The sequence below is a fragment of the Iamia sp. SCSIO 61187 genome (assembly GCF_019443745.1).
Taxonomy (GTDB): domain Bacteria; phylum Actinomycetota; class Acidimicrobiia; order Acidimicrobiales; family Iamiaceae; genus Iamia.
On record NZ_CP050948.1, the window covers coordinates 3,400,563 to 3,422,062 of the forward strand.

17 protein-coding genes are annotated in these 21,500 nt (G+C 74.3%); 8 read left to right on the forward strand and 9 right to left on the reverse strand.

Features of this window, described 5'->3' with window-relative positions:
- Nucleotides 1-7 precede the first annotated feature (7 nt).
- Entirely contained in the window at nucleotides 8-1,405 is a 1,398-nt protein-coding gene (gene sufB, locus HC251_RS16215) for a Fe-S cluster assembly protein SufB (RefSeq protein WP_219941634.1), read from the reverse strand.
- Between the two features lie 99 nt (nucleotides 1,406-1,504).
- Nucleotides 1,505-2,428 (reverse strand): S1C family serine protease, encoded by a 924-nt coding sequence (locus HC251_RS16220; RefSeq protein WP_219941635.1) that lies wholly within the window; start codon nucleotides 2,426-2,428, stop codon nucleotides 1,505-1,507.
- Nucleotides 2,429-2,566: 138 nt separating this feature from the next.
- Here HC251_RS16220 and HC251_RS16225 point away from each other — a divergent pair, with 138 nt between their 5' ends.
- A complete protein-coding gene (locus HC251_RS16225) occupies nucleotides 2,567-3,052 on the forward strand; it encodes a helix-turn-helix domain-containing protein (protein WP_219941636.1) in 486 nt (161 codons plus the stop codon).
- A 6-nt stretch (nucleotides 3,053-3,058) separates the two neighbouring features.
- Here HC251_RS16225 and HC251_RS16230 read toward each other — a convergent pair whose 3' ends face one another.
- The 3 genes from HC251_RS16230 to HC251_RS16240 form a co-directional block, all read right to left on the reverse strand.
- A complete protein-coding gene (locus HC251_RS16230; protein ID WP_219941637.1) occupies nucleotides 3,059-4,093 on the reverse strand; it encodes a hypothetical protein in 1,035 nt (344 codons plus the stop codon).
- 220 nt (nucleotides 4,094-4,313) lie between these two features.
- Nucleotides 4,314-5,063, reverse strand: a complete 750-nt coding sequence (locus tag HC251_RS16235; RefSeq protein WP_219941638.1) for a glycerophosphodiester phosphodiesterase — start codon at nucleotides 5,061-5,063, stop codon at nucleotides 4,314-4,316.
- Between the two features lies 1 nt (nucleotide 5,064).
- A complete protein-coding gene (locus HC251_RS16240) occupies nucleotides 5,065-6,504 on the reverse strand; it encodes a site-specific DNA-methyltransferase (RefSeq protein ID WP_219941639.1) in 1,440 nt (479 codons plus the stop codon).
- A 143-nt stretch (nucleotides 6,505-6,647) separates the two neighbouring features.
- Between HC251_RS16240 and HC251_RS16245 the strand changes: the two genes are divergently transcribed.
- The 6 genes from HC251_RS16245 to HC251_RS16270 all read left to right on the forward strand — a co-directional run bounded on the left by HC251_RS16245 (nucleotide 6,648) and on the right by HC251_RS16270 (nucleotide 16,006).
- On the forward strand, nucleotides 6,648-7,940 hold the full coding sequence (locus HC251_RS16245; RefSeq protein WP_219941640.1) for a hypothetical protein: 1,293 nt from the start codon (nucleotides 6,648-6,650) through the stop codon (nucleotides 7,938-7,940).
- Nucleotides 7,937-9,241, forward strand: a complete 1,305-nt coding sequence (locus HC251_RS16250) for a glycosyltransferase family 4 protein (protein WP_219941641.1) — start codon at nucleotides 7,937-7,939, stop codon at nucleotides 9,239-9,241. Before HC251_RS16245 ends, HC251_RS16250 begins: the two co-directional genes overlap by 4 nt.
- Nucleotides 9,238-11,748 (forward strand): glycosyltransferase family 4 protein, encoded by a 2,511-nt coding sequence (locus HC251_RS16255; RefSeq protein WP_219941642.1) that lies wholly within the window; start codon nucleotides 9,238-9,240, stop codon nucleotides 11,746-11,748. The genes HC251_RS16250 and HC251_RS16255 overlap by 4 nt, the downstream gene beginning before the upstream one ends.
- An 80-nt stretch (nucleotides 11,749-11,828) precedes the next feature.
- Nucleotides 11,829-12,821, forward strand: coding sequence for an ABC transporter permease (locus HC251_RS16260; protein WP_219941643.1), 993 nt, complete (start codon nucleotides 11,829-11,831; stop codon nucleotides 12,819-12,821).
- A gap of 2 nt (nucleotides 12,822-12,823) precedes the next feature.
- Nucleotides 12,824-14,092 (forward strand): ABC transporter ATP-binding protein, encoded by a 1,269-nt coding sequence (locus tag HC251_RS16265; RefSeq protein WP_219941644.1) that lies wholly within the window; start codon nucleotides 12,824-12,826, stop codon nucleotides 14,090-14,092.
- A gap of 237 nt (nucleotides 14,093-14,329) precedes the next feature.
- A complete protein-coding gene (locus tag HC251_RS16270; RefSeq protein WP_219941645.1) occupies nucleotides 14,330-16,006 on the forward strand; it encodes an ABC-F family ATP-binding cassette domain-containing protein in 1,677 nt (558 codons plus the stop codon).
- Here the strand turns inward: HC251_RS16270 and HC251_RS16275 are convergent.
- The 4 genes from HC251_RS16275 to HC251_RS16290 all read right to left on the reverse strand — a co-directional run bounded on the left by HC251_RS16275 (nucleotide 16,003) and on the right by HC251_RS16290 (nucleotide 19,657).
- Nucleotides 16,003-16,755 (reverse strand): hypothetical protein, encoded by a 753-nt coding sequence (locus HC251_RS16275; RefSeq protein ID WP_219941646.1) that lies wholly within the window; start codon nucleotides 16,753-16,755, stop codon nucleotides 16,003-16,005. The two genes, HC251_RS16270 and HC251_RS16275, sit on opposite strands and share 4 nt — an antisense overlap.
- Nucleotides 16,756-16,867: 112 nt before the next feature.
- Complete coding sequence (locus HC251_RS16280) at nucleotides 16,868-17,749, reverse strand: phospholipid scramblase-related protein (RefSeq protein WP_219941647.1); 882 nt, start codon at nucleotides 17,747-17,749, stop codon at nucleotides 16,868-16,870.
- Nucleotides 17,750-17,884: 135 nt separating this feature from the next.
- Nucleotides 17,885-18,745 carry a MaoC/PaaZ C-terminal domain-containing protein gene (locus HC251_RS16285; protein ID WP_219941648.1) on the reverse strand — a complete coding sequence of 287 codons (861 nt, stop codon included), beginning with the start codon at nucleotides 18,743-18,745 and terminating at the stop codon, nucleotides 17,885-17,887.
- Between the two features lie 9 nt (nucleotides 18,746-18,754).
- Nucleotides 18,755-19,657, reverse strand: a complete 903-nt coding sequence (locus tag HC251_RS16290) for an SDR family oxidoreductase (RefSeq protein ID WP_219941649.1) — start codon at nucleotides 19,655-19,657, stop codon at nucleotides 18,755-18,757.
- Nucleotides 19,658-19,826: 169 nt separating this feature from the next.
- On the opposite strand from HC251_RS16290, the gene HC251_RS16295 reads away from it, so the two are divergent.
- Entirely contained in the window at nucleotides 19,827-21,500 is a 1,674-nt protein-coding gene (locus HC251_RS16295) for a VanW family protein (RefSeq protein WP_219941650.1), read from the forward strand.

The following is a 21,500-nucleotide window of genomic DNA, read 5'->3' on the forward strand; positions in this document are numbered from 1 at the left end:
GTGTGCGTCAGCCGACGCTGCCCTCCATCTGGAGCTCGATCAGGCGGGACCACTCGACGGCGTACTCCATCGGCAGGGTGCGGGTGACGGGCTCGATGAACCCGTTCACCACCATGCCCATCGCCTGCTCCTCGGTGAGGCCCCGGCTCATCAGGTAGAAGAGCTGCTCGTCGGCCACCCGGCTGACGGTGGCCTCGTGGCCGATCCGGGCGTCGTGCGAGCCCACCTCCATGTAGGGGTAGGTGTCGCTGACCGACTCGGGGTCGAGGATCAGGGCGTCGCACTGGACGTGGCTCTTGCAGCCGTAGGCGTCGTCCTCGACCCGGACCAGGCCCCGGTACGAGGTGCGCCCGCCGTGGCTGGAGATCGACTTGGACACGATCTTCGAGCTGGTCTCGGGGGCGGCGTGGACCATCTTGGCCCCGGTGTCCTGGTGCTGGCCGGCGCCGGCGTAGGCGACCGACAGGACCTCGCCGGTGGCCTTGGGCCCGACGAGCCAGACGGCCGGGTACTTCATGGTGAGGCGGCTGCCGATGTTGCCGTCGATCCACTCCATGTGGCCCTCGGCCTCGACCTTGGCCCGCTTGGTGACCAGGTTGAACACGTTGTTCGACCAGTTCTGGATGGTCGTGTAGGTGACCCGGGCCTGCTCCTTGACGATGATCTCGACCACGGCCGAGTGGAGCGAGTCGGAGGTGTAGGTCGGGGCCGAGCAGCCCTCGATGTAGTGCACCTTCGAGCCCTTGTCGGCGATGATCAGCGTCCGTTCGAACTGGCCCATGTTCTCGGCGTTGATCCGGAAGTAGGCCTGCAGCGGCATCGAGACCTCGACGCCGGGCGGGACGTAGATGAAGCTGCCGCCGGACCAGACCGACGAGTTGAGCGACGCGAACTTGTTGTCGTTCATCGGGATCACGGACCCGAAGTGCGGCTTGACCAGGTCCGGGTGCTCCCGGAGGGCCGTGTCCATGTCGCAGAAGATGACGCCCTGGGCCTCGAGGTCCTCGCGGTTGCGGTGGAACACGACCTCGGACTCGTACTGGGCGGTGACGCCGGCCAGGTACTTCCGTTCGGCCTCGGGGATGCCGAGCTTCTCGTAGGTGTCCTTGATGGCGTCCGGCAGCTCCTCCCACTTGTCGACCTGACCCTCGGTCGGCTTGATGTAGTAGTAGATCTGGTCGAAGTAGATCTCCGACATGTCGCCGCCCCAGTTGGGCATGGGGCGCTTCTGGAAGCGGCGGAAGCTGTTGAGGCGGTACTCCAGCATCCAGTCGGGCTCGCCCTTCATCCACGACATCTCGCGGATGATGTCCTCGCTCAGCCCGCGGCGGGGCTTGAAGACGTAGTCCTCCTCGTCGGCCCAACCGAGCTTGTAGCGACCGAGGTCGAGATCCTGGACGGCCATGAAGGCTGCCTCCTGCCGGGGTGCGGCGTGGCGGTGGTTTCTCCTACGCCGATGGTAGCAACCCCCTCCCCCGATGCCGCGGGTCGGGCGTCACGCCGCTCAGCCGGCGGGAGCGTCGTCCTCGGTGCCGTCGGCCTCGGCGGCCGGGTCGGGGAAGGTCACCGTCACCGTGCGCTCGTCCACGCCCCGGACCAGGGTGACCTCGACCGACGGGCGGTCGGCGGCGGCCTCGAGGGCGTCCCACAGGTCGTCGACCGACGGGACCGGCACGCCGTCGACCGCCGTGACCAGGTCGCCCTCGGCGAGACCGGCGGCGGCGGCGGGCGAGCCCTCGACGACGGCCCGGACCAGGAGGCCGGGGGCCTCGGGCAGCCCGACCCGCCGGCGGAGCTTGGCCGCCTGGGGCCCGGGCACGATCACCACGCCGAGGCGCCGGGACCGCAGGTGGCGCCCGGCGACGAGGGCGTCGACCCGCTGGCGCAGGTCGGCGTCGGCCGGGAGGGCCAGGTAGAAGCCGTCGCCGAGGCGGTGGGTGTTGAGCCCGACGAGCCGGCCCTCGGCATCGACCAGGGGACCGCCCGACGAGCCCCGGGCCAGGGGGGCGGTGTGCTCGACGGCGCCGTTCACCCGGCGGCCCCGGGGGCCGCGGAAGCTGCGCCCCACCCCGGACACGAAGCCGGCGGTGATGCGGTCGCCGCCCCGGCCCCGGGCCAGGGCGAAGACGGCATCGCCGACCTCGGTCTCGTCGTCGGACCACGTCAGCGGGGTGGCGTCGCCGGTGGGGACGTCGAGGACGACGATGTCGTGGTCGGGGTCGGAGCCCACGACCGCCCCCTGGGCGTGTGTCCCGTCGGCGAAGGTGACCTGGGTCGTGCGATCCCGCAGGTTGTGGGCGCTGGTCAGCACCCGGTCGGGGGCGACGACCACGCCGGCGCCGCGGGCGTGGCGGCCGATGGCGACGGTGGCGGGGGCGGCGGCGGCGTGGGCCGCCCGGGTGGCGGTGGCGATCTCGGCGAGGGACATGCTCGGCTCCTACTGACTTGCGATGTGCAAGTGACTCTAGACCCGTCGGCGCCGCCCGCGCCCCCCGACCTCGGACGAGAACCGCACCATCCTGCGGGGTTCCGTCCGCATCTCGGGTGGGACCGGCAAGATGGCGCCATGCCCCGCCCCGGCCACGACCCCCACCCCCGGTCCCGGGGGCGGGGTCCGACCGGTCCCCCGCCCTCGGCACCCGAGCCCGATCTGGTGCGGGCGGTGGAGCGGGTCGGCGACCGGTGGGTCCTGCTGATCGTGGCCTCGCTCCTCGACGGACCCCGTCGCTTCGGCGACCTGGGCGAGGGCCTGGGCGTGGCGCCCAACATCCTCACCGCCCGGCTCCGGCAGCTGGCCGAGGACGGCCTCGTCGTGGCCCGGCCCTACAGCGAGCGCCCGCTGCGCCACGAGTACGTCCTCACCGGGTCGGGTCGAGAGCTGGCCGACGCCCTCACCCTGCTCTCGGAGTGGGGCTCGCGCCGGCGCGGCGGCCGGGGCGCCGCCGCCTTCCACGCCCGCTGCGGCACCGCCCTCGAGCTGCGGCCCTGGTGCCCCACGTGCGACCGCACCGTCGACCCGGCCGAGGCCACCCCCGAGGCCTACGACGTCTGACGTCCCTCAGCCGAGCGGGTGGTAGCCGGGGACGCCGGCGTGGGGGGTGTCGAGGTACACCTTGGCCTCGGGGTGACCGCTGAAGCGGCCGTGGCTCCAGCGGACCTCGACGTGGCCCCGCACGCTCACGTCGGCGCCGGCCTCGCGGTCGGCCACATTGGCCTGCCACCGCACCACGGGCTGGCCCGCGGGCTCGGGCCACACCTCGAAGGCGGTGAGCCGGTAGCGCTGCTGCCAGTCCCAGGCGGTGTCGATGCGGAGGCGCATCGGTGGCGCGGTCGCGGTCGAGGCGCCGAGGACGAAGTAGGGGGCGCCGCCGAGGCGGAGGAGCCGCCACAGGAGGCGTTCCTTGTCGGTGCGGTCGCCGAGCGTGCCCTTCCACCGGTCGGCCGAGCGCTCGGCCACGGCCCGGACGAAGGCGGCGTAGGGCTCCTCCACCGACGCCGGGGTGATGCGCTTGAACGCCGACTTGAGCAGGTCCCGGCCGCTCCGGGCCAGGTCGCCCACCATCTCGGGGACGTGGGCCAGCTCGGCCGCCCCGGCGATCCCGCTGGCGGCCAGCTCGTCGCGCGACGCCTCGTAGTACCGCTGGAGCTCGGTGGGGGCCACGGTCGAGAACCAGTCCCCCGCCCGGGCCACGGGACCGGACAGCCCCCCGTCGAACAGTCCGGTCGGGGCCACGTTGTGCAGCACCTTCGACAGGTACTTGCACGAGACCAGGTAGACGCGGTCGACGCGGAGGTCGGCCGGCACGTCGGACTGGAGCGGCAGCTTGTCGGGCCCCTTCCACTCGACGCGGGTCGGCACCCGGCTGCGCAGCCCGTCGGTGGCCCGGAGGAAGGCCAGGCCGTTGTCCCAGGCCCGGTGGAAGTCGGCGTCGTGGTCACCGGCGGCGCGGGCGGCGACGAGCCGGTCCCACGTGGCGTCGGGGACCCCGACGATCTCGGCCGGGCGGGCGGCGAGGGCCCAGTCGAGGTCGCCCAGGCCCATCATCGCCAGGCCCGTCGTGATCTCGGTGACCTCGGTCCGGAGCGACGGCATCCCCAGAGCGTCGCACGTCCGCCCGGACCCGGTGGCGAGCCGGCGCGCCTCGGTCCGTTCTGTCGCGCTCACCGCTCACCCGTGAGCGCCTGGCGCGACAGAACGAGGTACGCCCGGCACGCCAACGGTTCTGTCGCGCTGAGCGGTCACCGGTGAGCGCCTGGCGCGACAGTACGGGATCGGCCCGACTCGGGCCGCCGTCGTCGGGCCGGGGCGACGATCAGGCCAGGGTGGCGACGGCCTCGACGAGCACGGCCGGGTCGTCGGAGCACACCCCGTCGGCGCCGCGGGCGAAGACCGCGGCGGCCACCGCCGGGTCGAGCGTGTTCCAGCCCACGATGCCGGCACCCGTCGCCCGCACCGCCGCGACCCAGGCCTCGGTCAGCGGGGCCAGGGCGCCGGCGCCGAAGACGTCGTAGCAGGGGTGGACGAAGTCGAGGTCGAGCCCCCGCACCAGGCTGTGGACGTCGATGCCGGGGTCGTGGAACAGGAGGCTGGTGGTGAGGCCGGCCTCGGACTTGAGCCGTCCGGCCAGGTCGGCCCGGAAGCTGGCGCCGACGGCGTGGTCGGCCAGCCCGTGCGCCCGCAGGAGGTCGCCGAGGACGACCGGGCCGCCGGGCAGCAGCTGCTTGACGTCGAGGTAGATGCCCAGGCCGGCCTCGGCCACCACGGCCAGGACGTCGTCGAGCCGGGGTGGGTCCGGAGCCTCGGCCTCCGCCGCCGCGGCGCGCACCTCGGCCTCGGTCATCTGGGAGATCCACCGCACGCCGCCGCCGGCGACCACCCCGTCGTGGACGGCCAGGAGGACGCCGTCGGCGGTCATGTTCACGTCGACCTCGACGTCGGTCGCACCCCGGGCGGCAGCCTGGCGCACCGCCTCGGGCGAGTTCTCGGGGGCGAAGAGCGACGCCCCCCGGTGGGCGATCAGGTGCCGCTCGCCACCGGGCACCCAGTGCCCCGGCTCGGGCACCTCAGCGGGGCTCGAGGTCGTCGGCGCGCCAGAACCCGAGCTCGGGCCGGTCGACGGACCCCGACGCGTAGGCCGCCAGCCGGCGCCGCCCTTCGGGCGAGAGCACCTCGACCACGTCGAACAGGGCGGCGGGGCCGGCCGAGCGGAGGGCCCGGTCGATGGCCGAGCGGGGCCTGGGCGCCGAGGGCACCAGCAGCACCGGCGGGTCGCCGTCGTTGACCCCGGCGATGACGGCGCCCCGACCCACGGCGGCCATGGCCGTGTCGGTGCGGGCCAGGCCCGACGGCGCCACCGTGAACCCCCCGGCCAGCTCGAACAGCCAGCGTCGGCCCGAGGCGTCGACGGCGGTGACCGGCACCGTGAGGCCGACGCCGGCGACGACGTGCTTCTCCTTCACGTCGGCGAAGCCGACCTCGCCGAGCACGGCCATCGCCAGCTTCCGCATGGCGTCGCCCCGCACCCGGGCCTCGGCCAGCGCTGCTTCGGCCGGGTCGGCCACCCGCGCCACCACGGCCGCCTGCTCGACCTCGACCCGGCGGCGGGCGATGGCGACGTAGGCGGGGTCGAGGTCGTAGCCCGCGTACCGGCGCCCGGTGCGCACGGCGGCGACGGCGGTGGTGCCCGAGCCCAGGAAGGGGTCGACGACGAGGTCGTCGGCGTAGGTGTAGAGCTCGATCAGCCGCTGCGGGAGGGCGACCGGGAACGGGGCGGGGTGCTCGACGCGCGACGCCGACTCGGTCGGCATCTCCCACACGTCGAGGGTGGCGTCGAGGAACTCGTCGCCGGTGATGGTGGCGGCGTGGGGCAGCCCCTCGGCCTTGCGTTCGGCCGGCGTCAGGGCCCGCTCGAAGCGGCCCTTGGCCGCGATGACGACCCGCTCGGTGAGGTCGCGCAGGACGGGGTTGCGCGGCTGGCGGTAGGTGCCCCACGCGCAGTTGCCGCCGGCACCGCGGGCCTTGACCCACACCACCTCGCCCCGGATGAGCAGCCCGAGGTCGTCCTGGAGGATCCGGATCACGTCGGCCGACAGCGAGCGGTAGGGCTTGCGCCCGAGGTTGGCGATGTTGACGGCGATGCGGCCGCCGGGTTCGAGCACCCGGACGCACTCGGCGAAGACGTCGCGCAGCATGGCGACGTACTCGACGTAGCTGTCGGGAACCGCCGGGTTGTCGGCGTCGATGATCTCGTAGGCCTTGCCGGCGAAGTAGGGCGGCGAGGTGACGACCAGGGCGACCGAGCCGTCCTTGAGGTCGCTCATGTCGCGGGCGTCGCCGTGGACGAGGGGCTCGTCGGGCGAGTGCCGGACGACGGTGTCGTCGGTGCTCAGCTCGGGGGTGGTGAAGCGGGCGTAGAAGTCGGAGGCGTCGTGGCTCTCGCGCCGGCCCACGCCGAAGGCCGAGGTGGAGGTGGGCCGCCGTGGGCGCCGGGGGGTGTCGGCCATGGGAGAACCGTAACGGAGGGGTGTGACAGTCCGAGCGGAGCGAGGCCGCTCAGGGCGGCGGGCGGGGTCGGAGGACGTGTGACAGCCGAGCCGACGGGCTGCGCCCGGGTGGGGCGGGCAGCCGGAACTAGCCTCGCCGGGCCATGGCCGCCGACGACGACACCACCCCGACCGACCCGGCCAGCGTCATCGACGCGGTGGCGGCGGGTGCCGCCCGCCCCGAGGGCGAGGACGAGCACGACGGCGTCCCCGGCGGGGCCGACGACGAGGTGGCGGCGTGGCGCGACAAGCTGGCCACGGCGGCCATCTCCCCCCGGGCCAAGGAGGCCCTGACCGAGAGCCGCGAGCACCTCGACGCCGCCTGGCACAGCTCCGACGCCGGCACCGAGGCGGCCCCGGCGGGCAAGCTCCGCCACGCCCACCGGGCCGCCCTCGTCGGCATGCGCCACGTCACCTCCCACCAGGTCCCGTTCAACCGGGAGCTGGTCGTGGCGGTCGACCGCCTGACGCGCGTCGTCGAGGAGCTGGCCACCCGGCTGGAGCTGGTGGACACCCTCGAGGAGCGCTACGGCGGCATCCTCCGCCGGGCCCAGGCCGGGGTGGCGACCGCCGGGGTGCAGATCGACGACCTGGCCGGGGAGCTGGCCGAGGTGGTGGCCGGGCTGGAGGACGTCACCGCCCGCCTGGCCGACGTCGAGGCCGACGTCGCCGGGCAGCGCCAGGTGCTCGGGGCGACGCGAGCCCGCGAGGACGTGGTCCTCCGCACCCTCACCGGTGCAGCCGGCACCGGCACCGGCACCGACACGGCGACCCTGGCCGCCGAGGTCGACCGGGCCGACGCCGCCCTCCTCCGCCGGCTGGCCGCCGCCGGCCGGCCCCGCCCCGAGACGGTGCTGGCCTGGGCCCGCCAGCTCGAGCCGGCGGTCGCCGCCGCTGCGGCCGGTGCGCCGGTGCTGGACCTCGACCCCGACCGGGGCGAGTGGCTCGACGTCTGGGCCGGGCTCGAGGGACCGGCGAGCGGCGTCGAGAGCGACCCAGCAGCCGCGGCCGTGCTCCGCGAGCGGGGCCACGACGTCTCCGACGGCGAGCCCGTCGCCCACCTCGCCGAGCTCCCGGCCGGCTCGCTCGGCGCCGTCACGGCCGTGGCCCTGGCCGACGTCCGCCCCCTGGGCGAGCTGGTCGCCGTGGTCGACGCCGCCGTCACCGCCCTCCGGCCGGGTGGGGCCCTCGTGCTGGTGGTCGCCGACCCCGCCGGCGCCGCCACCGGCGACGTCCTCTGGGCCGACCCCCGGCGCCGGCCCGTCCACCCCGACGCCCTCGTGCTCCTCGCCCTCGACCGGGGCTTCGCCGAGGCCGAGGTCGTCGGTCTCGAGGACGGACCCCCCTCCCTGGCTCTGGTGGCCCGCACCGCGGGCGGCGCGCCGCCGCCGGCGTGACCCCTCGCCGGTCGGGGCGCGGCCGCCGCATCGCCGTGCTCAAGCCCGACGTGGGCGTGGCCGGCGGGTTCGAGCGGGTGGCGGCGCGGGTCGAGGCGACCCTGCGGGCCGACGGGCACGACGTCACCCGCCTGAGCGTCGAGCTGCCGTGGGACCCCCGCCCGCGGGTCTTCGGCACCGCCATCTCGCCCGAGGCGTGGTGGTCGTCGCCGGAGTACTTCCGCTACCTGGCCGGGGTGGAGGAGTTCGACCGGGTGGTCACCCGGCGCTTCGACGCCGTCGTGTCCACCCAGCCCCCCTCGACCACGCACCGCCACCCCCGCCACCTGGCGCTGTTCTTCCACCACCACCGCGTCTTCTACGACCTGGAGGACGTGTGGCTGGCGGGCGGGTTCGCCCCCGACCCGGACCTCCATCGCCAGGCCGGCATCCGCGTCCGCGCCCTCGACCAGCCCCGGTTCGAGGCCGTGCGGTGGTTCGCAGCCGGCTCCGAGACGGTGCGCCGCCGGCTCGGGCACTTCAACGGCATCGACCGGGTGTCGCTCTTCCACGCCGGGATGGCCGTGGGCGGCACCGTCGCCGCCGCCGCCCGCCGGGCCGCGGCCGGTGAGCGGCGCGACGGACCCGTGCTCTGCGTCGGCCGGCTCGAGTTCCCCAAGCGGCCCGAGCTGCTCGTCGCCGCCATGCGCCGGCTGCCCGAGGTCCCCGCCGTCCTCGTGGGCGACGGCGGCCGCACCGAGTGGGTCCGGGCCATCGACCACCGGCTCTCCCGCCCCGGGCTCGACCTCGACCGGGTCGACGAGACCGCCCTGTGGTGCTGCCGGGTCGACGACGGCGAGCGGGCGCCGCGCGGGTGGCGGTCGAACGTCGCGGTGGCGGGCCGGGTCGACGACCCCACGCTCGAGCACCTCTACGCCACGGCGCCGTGCGTGGTCGCCCCCGCCCTCGACGAGGACTACGGGCTCACGGCGATCGAGGCCATGGCCCACGGGGCGCCCGTCGTGGTGTGCGAGGACGGGGGCGGTCTGGCCGACCTGGTCGACCACGAGGTCGACGGCCTGGTGGTGGCGCCGACCGGCGCCGCCATCGCCGCCGCCGTCGAACGGATCCTCACCGACCCCGACCTGGCCGCCACCCTGGCCGCCGGCGCCCTCCGGCGGGCGGCGGCGACCACGTGGGCCCGGGCCGACGACCAGATCCGGGCCGCCCTCGCCATCACCTTCGACGAGGCCGAGCCCGATGGCGACCTGGTGACGGTCGGGGGCGACACCGCCGCCGTCGGATCGGTCGACGGGCCGTGAGGGTCGCCGTCGTCGCCCCCCGGTCCGAGCCGCCCACCGTCGGCGGGGCCGAGCGGGCCTGGACCGGGCTGGTCGGGGCCCTCGCCGCCGCGGGCCACGAGGCCGAGCTGGTGACCCGGCCCGTGGCGGAGGGCTCCTTCGCCGAGGTGGCGGCGGGCTACCGCACCTTCGCCGCCCTCGACCTGTCGGGCCACGACCTGGTCATCAGCTCCAAGTACCCGGCCTGGATGGCGCCGCACCCCCGGCACGTGCTCTGGATGTTCCACCCGCTGCGCGGCCTCTACGACACCTACCACCTGTTCCGGGCCCCGATGGACCCCGGGCCGGTGGCGGACCCGACGCGGGCCCTGCTCGACCTCGTCGCCGGCCCGGCCCGCCGCGACCGGGTGACCGAGGTGCTCGACGCCGTCGACGCCGCCGTGGCCGAGCTGGGCGCCGACCACGACGACCTGCGCCTGCCGGGCCCGACGTCGCGCCTCGTCGTCCACTGGCTCGACCGGGTCGCCCTGGCGCCGGGGGCGATCGCCCGGCACACCGCCCTGTCGCGGACCATCGCCGTCCGAGCCGACTACCTGCCGCCGGGCGTCGGGGCCCACGTCGCCCACGCCCCCTCCGACGTGCCCGCCTCCCACCCGCTCCCCGGCGCCCCGGCAGGGGACGCCGAGCGGCCCCGGACCCACCTGTTCACCACCAGCCGCCTCGACGGGCCCAAGCGGATCGACCTGGTCATCCGGGCCATGGCCCACGTCCCCGGCGAGGTCCCCCTCCTCGTCGCCGGCACCGGCCCCGACGAGGAGCGCCTGCGCGCCCTCGCCGCCGAGGACCCGCGCATCCGGTTCCTCGGCCGGGTGACCGACGAGGAGCTGGGCCGCCTCTACGCCGAGGCCATCGCCGTGCCCTTCGTCCCCTACGACGAGGACTACGGCCTCATCACCGTCGAGGCCATGGCCGCCGGCGCCCCCGTCGTCACCGTCGCCGACAGCGGCGGACCCACCGAGGTGATCCGCGACGGCGTCGACGGCCTGATCACCGACGCCACCCCCGAGGCCCTCGGCGCCGCCCTGGCCGGCCTGGTCGCCGACCGGGCCCGGGCCCGGGAGGTGGGCGAGGCCGCCCGGCGCCGGGCCGCCCGCATCTCGTGGCCGGCGGCGGTCCGCACGATCCTCGGCGACCTGGCCGACGACGCCCCGCCTCCGGCCCCGGACCGCCGACCGGGGCCGGGCACCGGTCGGAGGTCGGCGGGCCCGGGGGGACGGCCCAAGGTCGTGGTGCTGACGACGTTCCGGGTGGCCGACCGGGGCCACGGGGGGCAGCTCCGGAGCTTCCACCTCTACGGGGCGCTCGGCCGCCACGCCGACGTCGAGATCGTGAGCCTCACCGACGGCGGCGACGCCGGCTCGACCGAGCTGGCTCCGGGCCTGGTCGAGACGGCCGTGCCGGTGAGCGACGCCCAACGGGCGGCGGCCGAGGAGATGTCCCTCGCCGTGGGGATCCCCGTGAGCGACCTGGCCGCCGGGAGCGAGATCGAGCTCACCCCCGCCTACCTCCGGGCCCTCCGGACCGCGGCCCGCACCGCCGACGTGGTGATCCTGGCCGAGCCCTACCTCCACCCCGCCCTGGCCGCCGCCGGCGTCGACCTCCCCTTCGTGTACGACGCCTTCAACGTCGAGGCCGACCTCAAGGGCGACGTCCTCCCCCCCACCCGGGCCGGGCGGGCCGTCCTCGACCGGGTGACCGCCCTCGAGGCGCGGGTCTGCGCCGAGGCGGCCGCCATCACCGCCTGCAGCCGGGCCGACGCCCACGCCCTCGCCGCCGCCGGTGGCCGGTCGAGCCGGGTGGCCACGGTCGTGCCCAACGGCACCGACGTGCGGGCCCACCCGATGCCCGACCCCGAGACCCGGCGCCGCCGCGGGGCGCGCTGGCTCGAGCGCTACCGGGCCCTGGACCCCCGGCCGAGCCGCCTCGAGGCCATCGCCGTGTTCTTCGGCAGCTGGCACCCGCCCAACCTCGACGCCGCCGAGGCCGTGCTGTGGGCGGCGCCCGCCGTGCCCGAGGTCCTCTTCGTCCTCGGCGGGCGCCACGGCGATGCCTTCGAGGGGCGACGGTTGCCGGGCAACGTCGTGTTCACCGGCGTGGTGCCCACCTCGGCCAAGGACGCCCTGCTGAGCGCGGCCCACGTCGCCCTCAACCCGGTGCGGCTCGGGTCGGGCACGAACCTCAAGATCATCGAGTACCTGGCCGCCGGCATCCCCGTGGCGTCGTCGACGTTCGGGGTCCGGGGCCTCGAGGTGGCCAACGGCGTCCACGCCGTCATCGGCGACGACGTCCGGACCGCCGTCCAGTCCGTCCTCGCCGACCCCGAAGCCGCCGACGAGCGGGCCCGGGCCGGCCGGGCGCTGGTTGAGGAGGCCTACGACTGGTCGACCCTCGGGGAGCGGCTGTGGGCCGTCGTCGCCGACGTCATCGGGACGGCGAGGGGCCCGTCGGCCCCGGCCCGCCGGGGCTGACGGGGCGGGGCCACCGCCACCGCCGATCGGGTCCGCGAGCAGGCGCCCGGTACCCTTGTCCGGCACTCCGAGGAGACCGATTGACCATCGCTGGCACCGACCCCCACGACATCGAGGACCGGACGATCGATCGCGAGATCGGTCCGGCCACCGAGATCTCCAAGCGGCCGAACCCCGTCCGGCGGCTGATGAACGTCTGGGCCTACCGGGAGCTGCTCGGGAACCTCGTCCGCAAGGAGCTGAAGGTCAAGTACAAGAACAGCGTCCTCGGCTTCGTGTGGACGCTGCTCAACCCGACGCTCTACCTGGTCGTGTTCTCCCTGGTGTTCCAGGAGGTCCTGCGGGTCCAGGTCCCGTACTACGCCATCTTCTTCCTGTCGGGCCTGCTGGTCTGGAACTTCTTCTCCACCGCCCTCGGCTCCGGCACCGGCTCGATCACCGGGAACGCCCAGCTGGTGCAGAAGGTCTGGTTCCCCCGCGAGATCCTCCCGCTGGCCGCCATCGGCGCGGCCATGGTCCACTTCGCCCTCCAGGCCATCGTCCTCGTGGCCGCCCTGGGCATCTTCCGGCGGGCGCCGTCGGCCGAGTACGCCATCGCCCTCCCCCTCGCCATCCTCGTGCTGGTGGTGCTGGCCGCGGCGCTGGCCATCGCCCTGTCGGCGGTCAACGTCTACCTGCGCGACACCGAGCACCTGCTCGAGCTGGCCCTGCTGGCCTGGTTCTGGTTGTCGGCCGTCGTCTACCCGTACCGGCAGGTGGCCGAGCGGCTGGGCCCGAGCCGGGAGTGGATGGCGTCGCTGAACCCCATCATCCCCATCGTCCTCACCTTCCAGCGGGTCCTCTACAACCCCGAGGACACCACGCTCGGCTGGTACACCAACGGCGGTCGGGAGGGCTCCCGGTTCGACCCCACCAACGCCATCCCCGACCAGCCCGTCCCGGCCCTCATCCACCACCCCCTGGAGTGGTACCTGACCCGCCTCGGCCTCGTCGGGCTGGTCTCGATCGGGCTCCTGCTCGGCGCCCTGTGGCTCTTCGGGCGGCTCGAGGACGACATGGCCGAGGAGATCTGAGCATGGCCGAGGTCATCACCATCGACTCGGTCAGCAAGGTGTTCAAGCTGGCCAAGGACAAGCCCAAGTCGGCCAAGGAGCGCGTCATCCGGGCCGGGCGGATCAAGTGGGAGGAGTTCCGGGCCCTCGACGACGTGTCGTTCGCCGTCCAGCAGGGCGAGACGCTCGCCATGCTGGGCCACAACGGCAGCGGGAAGTCGACCCTCCTCAAGTGCGTGGCCGGCACCCTGCGCCCCACCACGGGCACCATCACCCACCGGGGCCGGCTGGCCGCCCTCCTCGAGCTGGGCGCCGGCTTCCACCCGGACCTCACCGGCCGGGAGAACGTCTTCCTCAACGGCTCGATCCTCGGCTTCTCCAAGGCCCAGGTGGAGGGCATCTTCGACGACATCGTCGACTTCGCCGAGCTCGAGGAGTTCATCGACCTCCAGGTGAAGCACTACTCCTCGGGCATGTACGCCCGGCTCGGCTTCGCCGTGGCCATCAACGTCGACCCCGACATCTTGCTGGTCGACGAGGTTCTCTCGGTCGGCGACGAGGCCTTCCAGCGCAAGTGCATCGACCGCATCCGGCGGATGCAGCGCGAGGGCCGCACGATCCTCGTCGTCTCCCACGCCACCGACCTGGTCCGCCAGATCGCCGACCGGGCCGTCGTGCTGGACCACGGGAAGATGGTCGCCGACGCCGCCCCCGGCGAGGCCATCCGGGCCTTCCGCGAGGCCCTGGCCGCCCGAGGCGTCGACATCCCCCTCCACGCCGAGGAGACCGACCACACCCCGCCGACGCTCGCCGACCCCGTCACCGGTGAGATGCCCATCATCGTCAGCCCCAACGCCCTGGTCGACGACCCCGGCGCCACGGTGAGGATCCGCCACGTCATCGCCGAGTACCCCGACGAGGACGCCGGCCACATGCTCCCGGGCCAGCCCCTCAAGCTGCGGATCGGCTACACCGCGACCGGGATGATCACCGACGTGGCCTTCGCCGTCGAGATCTTCGACGAGGACGGCACCCGCCTCATGGGCACCACCACCGACGTGCTGGAGCAGTACATCCACGCCGTCAAGGGCGACGGCGAGGTCAACTTCGTCTTCGACAACATGCCCCTCCTCGACGGCACCTTCCCGCTCACCGTCGCCATCCACTCCCACGACGGCGGCACCATCTACGACGAGCGCGAGTTCGAGGACACCTTCTCGGTCATGAACCCGGGCCGCACCCGCGGGATCGTCAACTTCCCGGTCAAGGTCGAGCACCTCTTCAACTTCTGAAGCCAGGTCGCAGACGCGGTCGTCTGCCGAACCGGGGCGCTGCCCGACCCCTTCCCGCCGAAGCTCGCTGCGCTCGCCGGCTCACTCCGACGCAGGCCGGGTGAGGGGGCTGCCGCCAGGCCCACCGGAACGCTTCGCGGGCGGTCGGCGCCCGCCTGCGTTCTCGGTGGCAGATGTCGGACGTACGTCCCACATATCCCACCGAGTTCGGCGTCAGGGGGTGGGAGGCTGGCCGACATGGCCGTGGTGAGCGTCGACGGGGCGGCGTTCGCCCACCCGGGTGGGGCGCCGCTGTTCGAGGACGTGGCGTTCCGCGTCCGGTCGGGCCAGCACGTGGCGCTCGTCGGGGCCAACGGCGTGGGCAAGTCGACGCTGCTGCGCTGCATCGCCGGCGAGCACGCCCTCACCGAGGGCACCATCCACTGCGACGGCACGGTCGCCCTGATGCCCCAGGCCATCGGGACCGGCGCCGAGGGGGCGGCGACGGTGCGGGACCTGCTGGTCCGCTTCGCCCGCGCCGCGGTGCGCGACGCCGCCCTCGCCCTCGACCGGGCCGAGGCGGCCAACGCCGCCGCGCCCAGCGAGGCGACCGGGCTCGCCCTCTCCGACGCCGTGATCGGCTGGGCCGACGTCGGCGGCTACGACCAGGAGAGCCGGTGGGACGCGGCGTGCGACGCCATCCTCGGCGGCGGGCTCGACGCGGTCGGCGGGCGGGCCGTCGCCACCCTCTCCGGCGGGGAGCGCAAGCGGCTGGTGCTCGAGTCGCTGCTCGCCAGCGACGCCGACGCCCTCCTGCTCGACGAGCCCGACAACTTCCTCGACATCCCGGCCAAGCGGTGGCTCGAACGCCGCCTCCGGGCCTCGCCCAAGACCGTCCTCGTGGTGAGCCACGACCGGGAGCTGCTCGCCGACGCCGCCGACGCGGTCGTCACCGTCGAGGGCAACGGTGCGTGGACCCACCCCGGAGGGTGGGCCACCTACAGGGCGGCGCGGGAGGCCCGCAACCAGGCGCTCGGCGACGCCCGCGCCCGGTGGAAGGCTGAGGAGCGGCGCCTCTTCCAGCTCTTCAAGGAGCTCAAGCAGCGGGCCTCGGTCAGCGACACCAACGCCAAGAAGGCGGCCGCCGCCGAGCACCGCTGGGAGCGGTGGGTCGAGGCCGGACCGCCCCCTCCCCCACCCAAGGACCGCGCCGTGCGGATGAGGCTCGCGGGGGCCGACAGCGGCCGCATCGTCCTGCGCTGCGAGCGGCTCGCGCTGACCGGCCTGACCGACCCCTTCGACCTCGAGGTGCACCTGGGCGACCGGGTGGCCGTCCTCGGGCCCAACGGGACCGGCAAGAGCCACCTGCTGCGCCTGCTCGCCGGGGACGCGACCGTCGGGAGCGCCGGCACCTTCCGCCTCGGCGCCCGGGTCGTGGCCGGCCTGTTCCACCAGACCGACGAGGTGGCGGCCTTCGCCGGCCGCACGCCGTTGGAGGTCGTGCGGGACGAGCACGACCTGGTGGAGGGGCCGGGGATGGCCGCCCTCGGTCGCTACGGCCTGGCCGAGTGCGCCCGGCGCCCGGTCGAGACCCTGTCGGGCGGGCAGCAGGCCCGGCTCCAGGTCCTGGGGTTGGAGCTGTCCGGCGTGAACTTGCTGCTCCTCGACGAGCCCACCGACAACCTCGACCTGGGATCGGCCGAGGCCCTCGACGCCGCCCTCGCCGGGTTCGTGGGGACGGTCGTCGCCGTCACCCACGACCGCTGGTTCCTGCGGGCCTTCGACCGCTTCGTGATCCTCGACGACGACGGCTCGGTCGTCGAGGCCCTCGACCGCGACGCCGCCCTCCACGCCGTCACCGGCGACCCCGCCTACCCCACCAGCAAGTCCGCCCTCGTCCCCCTCAGCGACGAAGCCCGGCAGCGGAGCGTCTAGATGTCGCTGATGCCCGAGGAGGTGCTGGGCGGCGTCACCTCGCGGAAGATCTGGTCGTACATCGGGACGAGGGCGGCGAGGACCGTGGCCAGGCCGCCCTCCGGTGGCCCGTGGAAGAGGTCGAGGACGTAGGTGTCGGACGCGTTCCACCCGGAGACGAGGGTGATCTGGCCCACCGGCACCCCGCCCATCAGGACCGGCCGAGGGGCCTTCCGGCCCGTCCCGATCCGCTGCCGGCGGAGCTCGATCGGGACGTCGATCCCCAGGCAGTGGACCAGCCACGGCTTGTGCGACCAGGTCTCGGCCCGCACCCACGCGACGGGGGCCAGGTCGGGCCCGACGACGACGTACCCCCACGGTCGCAGCGGAGGCCAGCCGAAGGTGGCACAGGTCTGGTCGACCAGGTGGGGGTCACGGGTCAGCCGGAGGACCTCACCCCCGTCCTCGTCGTAGAGGTCGAGGGTGGCGGCCCGCTCGCCCGGGTGCCGGCCGTCGACCGGGGGCCGCTCGACCATGGTGCCGATCAGGACCCCGTCGCCGTCGTAGTAGGCGTACGCCGGCCCGCCGATGCTCCGGGGCCGGAGCTGGGCGACGACGAGACGCGACCTGCCGACCAGGTCCGAGCCACCCGGGTCGGGCGGCGGCACCGGCGGTGGCGCCGACGCCCCCGCCTGGACCCCGCGGGGATGCTCCGCCCGCACGTCGTCGCACCACCGGTCGCCGTCCCACCACCGCACCCCCCGGCCCACCGAGGGGGTCGGGGTACCAGTCGGCCTTGGGTCCTCCCGGCACGGCCATGCGGTGAGCCTCCCGCTCGCCTCGTGCTCCCGGCGAGGGGCAGGCGTCCCCGCGGTCGCGCCGCTAGTTGAAGCCTCGGTTGTCCTGCTTGAGGGCGGTGTCGATGCTGAGGGCGGCGGCCACCACCAACGAGCGGAGGGGGTCCTCCAGGGGCCGGTGGATCGTCACCACGTAGTTGTCGGCGGTGGTGAAGACGGCCTTGGCGAAGCCTTCCCACGTCTTGGTGATGCGGGCCACCTCGGTGTCGGTGTGGTCCCTGATCGAGAAGTTCCACGCCCGCCAGTTCTCGGCGTTGAGCGAGCCCACGGCGTGGCCGCCCGAGCTGAGCCCGAAGCGGATCTTGCCGAAGACGTTCTCCTGGGTGATCTCGCCGACCGGCTGGCCGTCGCCGCGCTCGATCTGGAAGCGGGACTTGAACACCTTCGCCGGCCGGGTGATGCGCAGCAGGGCCGTGCCGTGGCCGTCGACGATCTCGAGCCGGTGGGTCATGAACTGGTCGTAGGAGGTGAGGGCCCGGACGACCTTCTTCGCGGTGGTCTGCCCGACCTGGCGCACGGCCGCGATCTGCTGGCCGTGCTGGTCGTAGACGGCGTACTCGTTGGTGATCTCGATCAGCTTGGCCTTCTGGTTCACCACCAGGACGGGCTCGGTGAAGATCGTGCCCCCGCCCGACGACGCCGCCGGGGCGACCTGCTGGTGCGGGACCTGCTGGCTGGCGAAGGGCCCTCCGGCATGGCGGTCGCTCGCCGCCCGGGCCACCTGGGCCTGGACGTCGTGGGGGGCGTCGGTGCCGGCGGGCACGGCCCAGTCGTCGCTGGACTCGACGGCCGGGGCGCCGCCCCGGACGACGTTGGGGGTCCAGGTCGCACCGTCGAACCAGCGCTGCTCGGCCCGGCCGTAGGGGTCCGGGTACCAACCGGCCGGCGTGCCTCCGGGGGTGCTCATGGCGGTGTCCTCTCTGCGCGTCTCGCCCGCGCTCGACCGGGGCGGGCGGCCATCATGCCGCCTCCCCGGCCCCCCTCCGACACCCGTCCGCCGGGCAGCCCGCCCCCCCGCGGGGACGGGCTGCCGGAGGTGGGGTCAGGCGCTGTAGGTGAGCTTCCCGCCGTCGAGGACGACGCGGCCGTCGTCGCCGGTGGTCTGGAACAGGGCCTCGCCGGTGCCGGTGTCCCACATGCGCACGGTCAGCCGCTCGCCGGGCAGCACCGGGGACGAGAACCGCCCCTCCATGGTGCGGAACCGGGCCGGGTCGCCGCCGCAGAGGCGGTGGAGCAGGGCCCGGCCGGTGAAGCCGTAGGTGCACAGCCCGTGGAGGATCGGCCGGTCGAAGCCGCCCATGGCCGCGAAGGTCGGGTCCGAGTGGAGGGGGTTGCGGTCGCCCGAGAGCCGGTAGATCAGGGCCTGGTCGCTGCGGGTGACGTAGGCCTGCTCGTGGTCCGGGTCCCGCTCGGGCGGGGGGTTCTTGGGGCCCGACGGTCCGCGCTCGCCGCCGAAGCCGCCCTCGCCCCGGATGAACGCCGACATGGTGGTGGTGAAGAGGGGCGCGCCCGAGCTGGTGTCGGTCGAGACCGAGCGGACCTCGACGAGGGCGCCCTTGCCCTTGTCGTAGATGCCGGTGATCTCGCCCACGGTCTCGACCTCGCCCTCGACGGGGATCGGCGAGTGGAGCTCGATCGCCTGCTCGCCGTGGACGAGCATCGCCGGGTTGAACGACCCGATGGAGGCGAAGGCCCCGCCCCCGCCGACGCCGAGCACCACGGCCATGGTCGGCAGCACCTGCTGGTCGATGCCGTTCGAGTTCTCGGTGGTGAACTGGAGCTCGTCGAGCGGGTCGACGGCACCGGCCCCCACGCCGAGGGCGTAGAGGATGGCGTCCTTCGACGTCCAGGAGTGGCGGACCGGGTCGCTCTTGGACCCGACGGCGTCTGGGTTGATGGCCATCGTCGTCCCTCAGCTCTCGTCGTAGCCGAACATGTTGGCGTTGGGCCGGGCGTCGGCGACCAGCTGCATGGCGATCTCGCCGATCAGGGCCGGGTCGAGGACCGGCTCCGCCGTCGGTCCTCGGTGCCAGCCCTCCGACACCGACAGGGCCTGGCCGGTCACGTCGAACACCCGACCGGTCACGCTGCGGCTCTCGGGCGACGCCAGCCACACGACGATCGGCGCGATCCACTTCGGCGACATCTTCTCCTTGGTCTCCTCGTCGGCCTGCCCCATGCCCAGGTTCTCGGTCATGCGGGTGAGCGCGGCGGGGGCGATGGCGTTGACGGTGACCCCGTACCGGGCCAGCTCCTTGGCCGCGATGATCGTGAAGGCGGCGATGCCGGCCTTGGCCGCGCCGTAGTTGGTCTGGCCCACGTTGCCGTAGATGCCCGAGGGCGACGAGGTGTTGATGATCCGGCCGTCGACCTCCTCGCCGGCCTTCGACCGCTCGCGCCAGTAGGCGGCGGCGTGGCGGGCCGGGGCGAAGGTCCCCTTGAGGTGGACCTGGATCACGGCGTCCCACTCGGCCTCGGACATGTTCGTGAGCATCCGGTCCCGCAGGATGCCGGCGTTGTTGATGAGGACGTCGAGCCGTCCGAAGGTGTCGACGGCCTGCCCGATGAGGTTCTCGGCCCCGGCCCAGGTGGAGATGTCGTCGCCGTTGGCGATCGCCTCGCCGCCGGCGGCGACGATCTCGTCGACCACGTCGTGGGCCGGGCCCGTCGAGTTGCCGCTGCCGTCGATCTCGCCGCCGAGGTCGTTGACCACGACCTTGGCACCCTGCTCGGCGAGCATCAGCGAGTGCTCGCGGCCGATGCCCCGGCCCGCTCCCGTGACGATGCACACCCGTCCCTCGCAGATCCCTGTCACCTGGTCGACTCCTGTCGTCGTGCGTCATGCCGGCCGATGGGTGGCCGGCGGCCCGCCATGATGCACCACGACGGGCCGCCGCGGATCGGTCCCTCCGGATCGATGGCAGACCTCCCCCATCGGGGCGAGGTGCCGCCTCGATCCGAGCGTCACCTGGCAAGGTGGGAGGGTGCGACGCCCCCGGACTCGGTCGATCATCGGCACCGGCATCCCCGTCGTCGTCGTCATGCTGTTCTTCGGCGCCTGGGCGTTCGACACCAGCGCGGCGGCCGACGGCACCCTCCGCAACGTCGAGCTCGACGGCCGCGACGTCGGCGGTCGCAGCGAGGCCGAGGTGGTCGAGATGGTCGCGGCGATGGCCGAGGACTTCGGCGCCCGGCCGGTCGAGATCGACACCGGCGCCCGCACCCTCGAGTCCACCGCCGGGGAGATGGGCCTGTCGTTCGACGTGGCGGCCACCGTCCGGGCCGTGTTCGACGAGGGCCGGGAGGGCGCGGCGCTGGCCCGCCCCTTCGCCTGGGCCGGCTCGTTCGTCTCGCCCTACGAGGTGAGCTCGCGGTTCTCCCTGCGCGACGACCAGCTGGCGCTCGTCCTCGCCAGCCTCGAGGGCGAGGACGCCCGGGCTCCGGTCGAGCCCGTCGTGACCCCCACCCCCGAGGGGATCACCGTCGAGCCCGGCCAGCCGGGCGAGGCCCTCGACCCGGATGTGGTCGCCGAGCGCCTGATGGAGGCCGCCCGCGCCGGCGAGGACCCGCTCACCATCGAGGTCGTCCCCGAGCAGCGCGATCCGGTGATCTCCGACGCCCAGGCCCAGGCCGTCGCCGATCGGGCCGCGGCCTACACCTCCGACCCCCTCGTCGTCACCGTGGCCGGCCAGCAGGTCACCTTCGAGCCGGCCGAGCTGCGGACGTGGCTGGGGGCCCAGATCACCTCCGACGGCATGGCCCTCGAGTTCGACGGCGAGGCCATCACCGCCGCCCTGACCGAGCGCATCGGGTCGCTGGGCGACGCCGAGCCCCAGGACGCCCGCTTCGACGTGGTGAACGGGACGGTGCAGCTGATCCCCGCCGTCGTGGGCCTGGCGTGCTGCGCCGACGACGCCGCGTCCCGGGTGGCCGACGCCCTCCGCGGGGGGCAGCCCACCGTCGAGGTCGAGGCCGTCACCCAGGAGCCCGAGCTGACGACCGCCGAGGCCGAGGCTCTGCGCATCCACGAGCCGGTCGGCACCACCACCGAGTGGAACGGCCAGGCCCAGGTGAAGTCGTTCACCACCTACCACGCCCCCGGCGAGGCGCGCGTCACGAACATCCACCGGATCGCCGACCTCGTCCGGGGCGCCCTGGTGCTGCCGGGCGAGACCTTCTCCGTCAACGGCCACGTCGGCCAGCGGACCGTCGAGAAGGGCTTCGTGGTGGCCGGCGCCATCGCCAACGGCGAGCACGTCGACGAGGTCGGCGGCGGCGTCTCGCAGTTCGCCACCACCTTGTTCAACGCCGCCTTCTTCGCCGGGCTGCCCTTCGGCGAGTACCAGGCCCACTCCGAGCACTTCAGCCGGTACCCGCGGGGCCGCGAGGCCACCATGGGCTGGGAGCACCCCGACCTCCAGTTCGTGAACGACACCCCCTACGGCATCCTCATCTGGACCAGCTACACCGACACGAGCATCACCGTCACGCTGTACTCGTCGCAGCACGCCTTCGGCGAGCAGGTCGCCCAGACCGAGGAGCCGGCGGGCAACTGCACCCGGGTCACCACCACCCGGCGCATCACCTACCCGGACGGCACCACCGCCACCGACACCGTCGGGGCCCGCTACCGCCAGGGCGGCGCCACCAGCTGCTGA

Coding starts and splice junctions, on each gene's coding strand:
- sufB (WP_219941634.1), bottom strand. CDS start 1,405: ATGGCCGTCCAGGATCTCGACCTCGGTCGCTACAAGCTCGGTTGGGCC.
- HC251_RS16220 (WP_219941635.1), bottom strand. CDS start 2,428: ATGTCCCTCGCCGAGATCGCCACCGCCACCCGGGCGGCCCACGCCGCC.
- HC251_RS16225 (WP_219941636.1), top strand. CDS start 2,567: ATGCCCCGCCCCGGCCACGACCCCCACCCCCGGTCCCGGGGGCGGGGT.
- HC251_RS16230 (WP_219941637.1), bottom strand. CDS start 4,093: ATGCCGTCGCTCCGGACCGAGGTCACCGAGATCACGACGGGCCTGGCG.
- HC251_RS16240 (WP_219941639.1), bottom strand. CDS start 6,504: ATGGCCGACACCCCCCGGCGCCCACGGCGGCCCACCTCCACCTCGGCC.
- HC251_RS16245 (WP_219941640.1), top strand. CDS start 6,648: ATGGCCGCCGACGACGACACCACCCCGACCGACCCGGCCAGCGTCATC.
- HC251_RS16265 (WP_219941644.1), top strand. CDS start 12,824: ATGGCCGAGGTCATCACCATCGACTCGGTCAGCAAGGTGTTCAAGCTG.
- HC251_RS16270 (WP_219941645.1), top strand. CDS start 14,330: ATGGCCGTGGTGAGCGTCGACGGGGCGGCGTTCGCCCACCCGGGTGGG.
- HC251_RS16280 (WP_219941647.1), bottom strand. CDS start 17,749: ATGAGCACCCCCGGAGGCACGCCGGCCGGTTGGTACCCGGACCCCTAC.
- HC251_RS16285 (WP_219941648.1), bottom strand. CDS start 18,745: ATGGCCATCAACCCAGACGCCGTCGGGTCCAAGAGCGACCCGGTCCGC.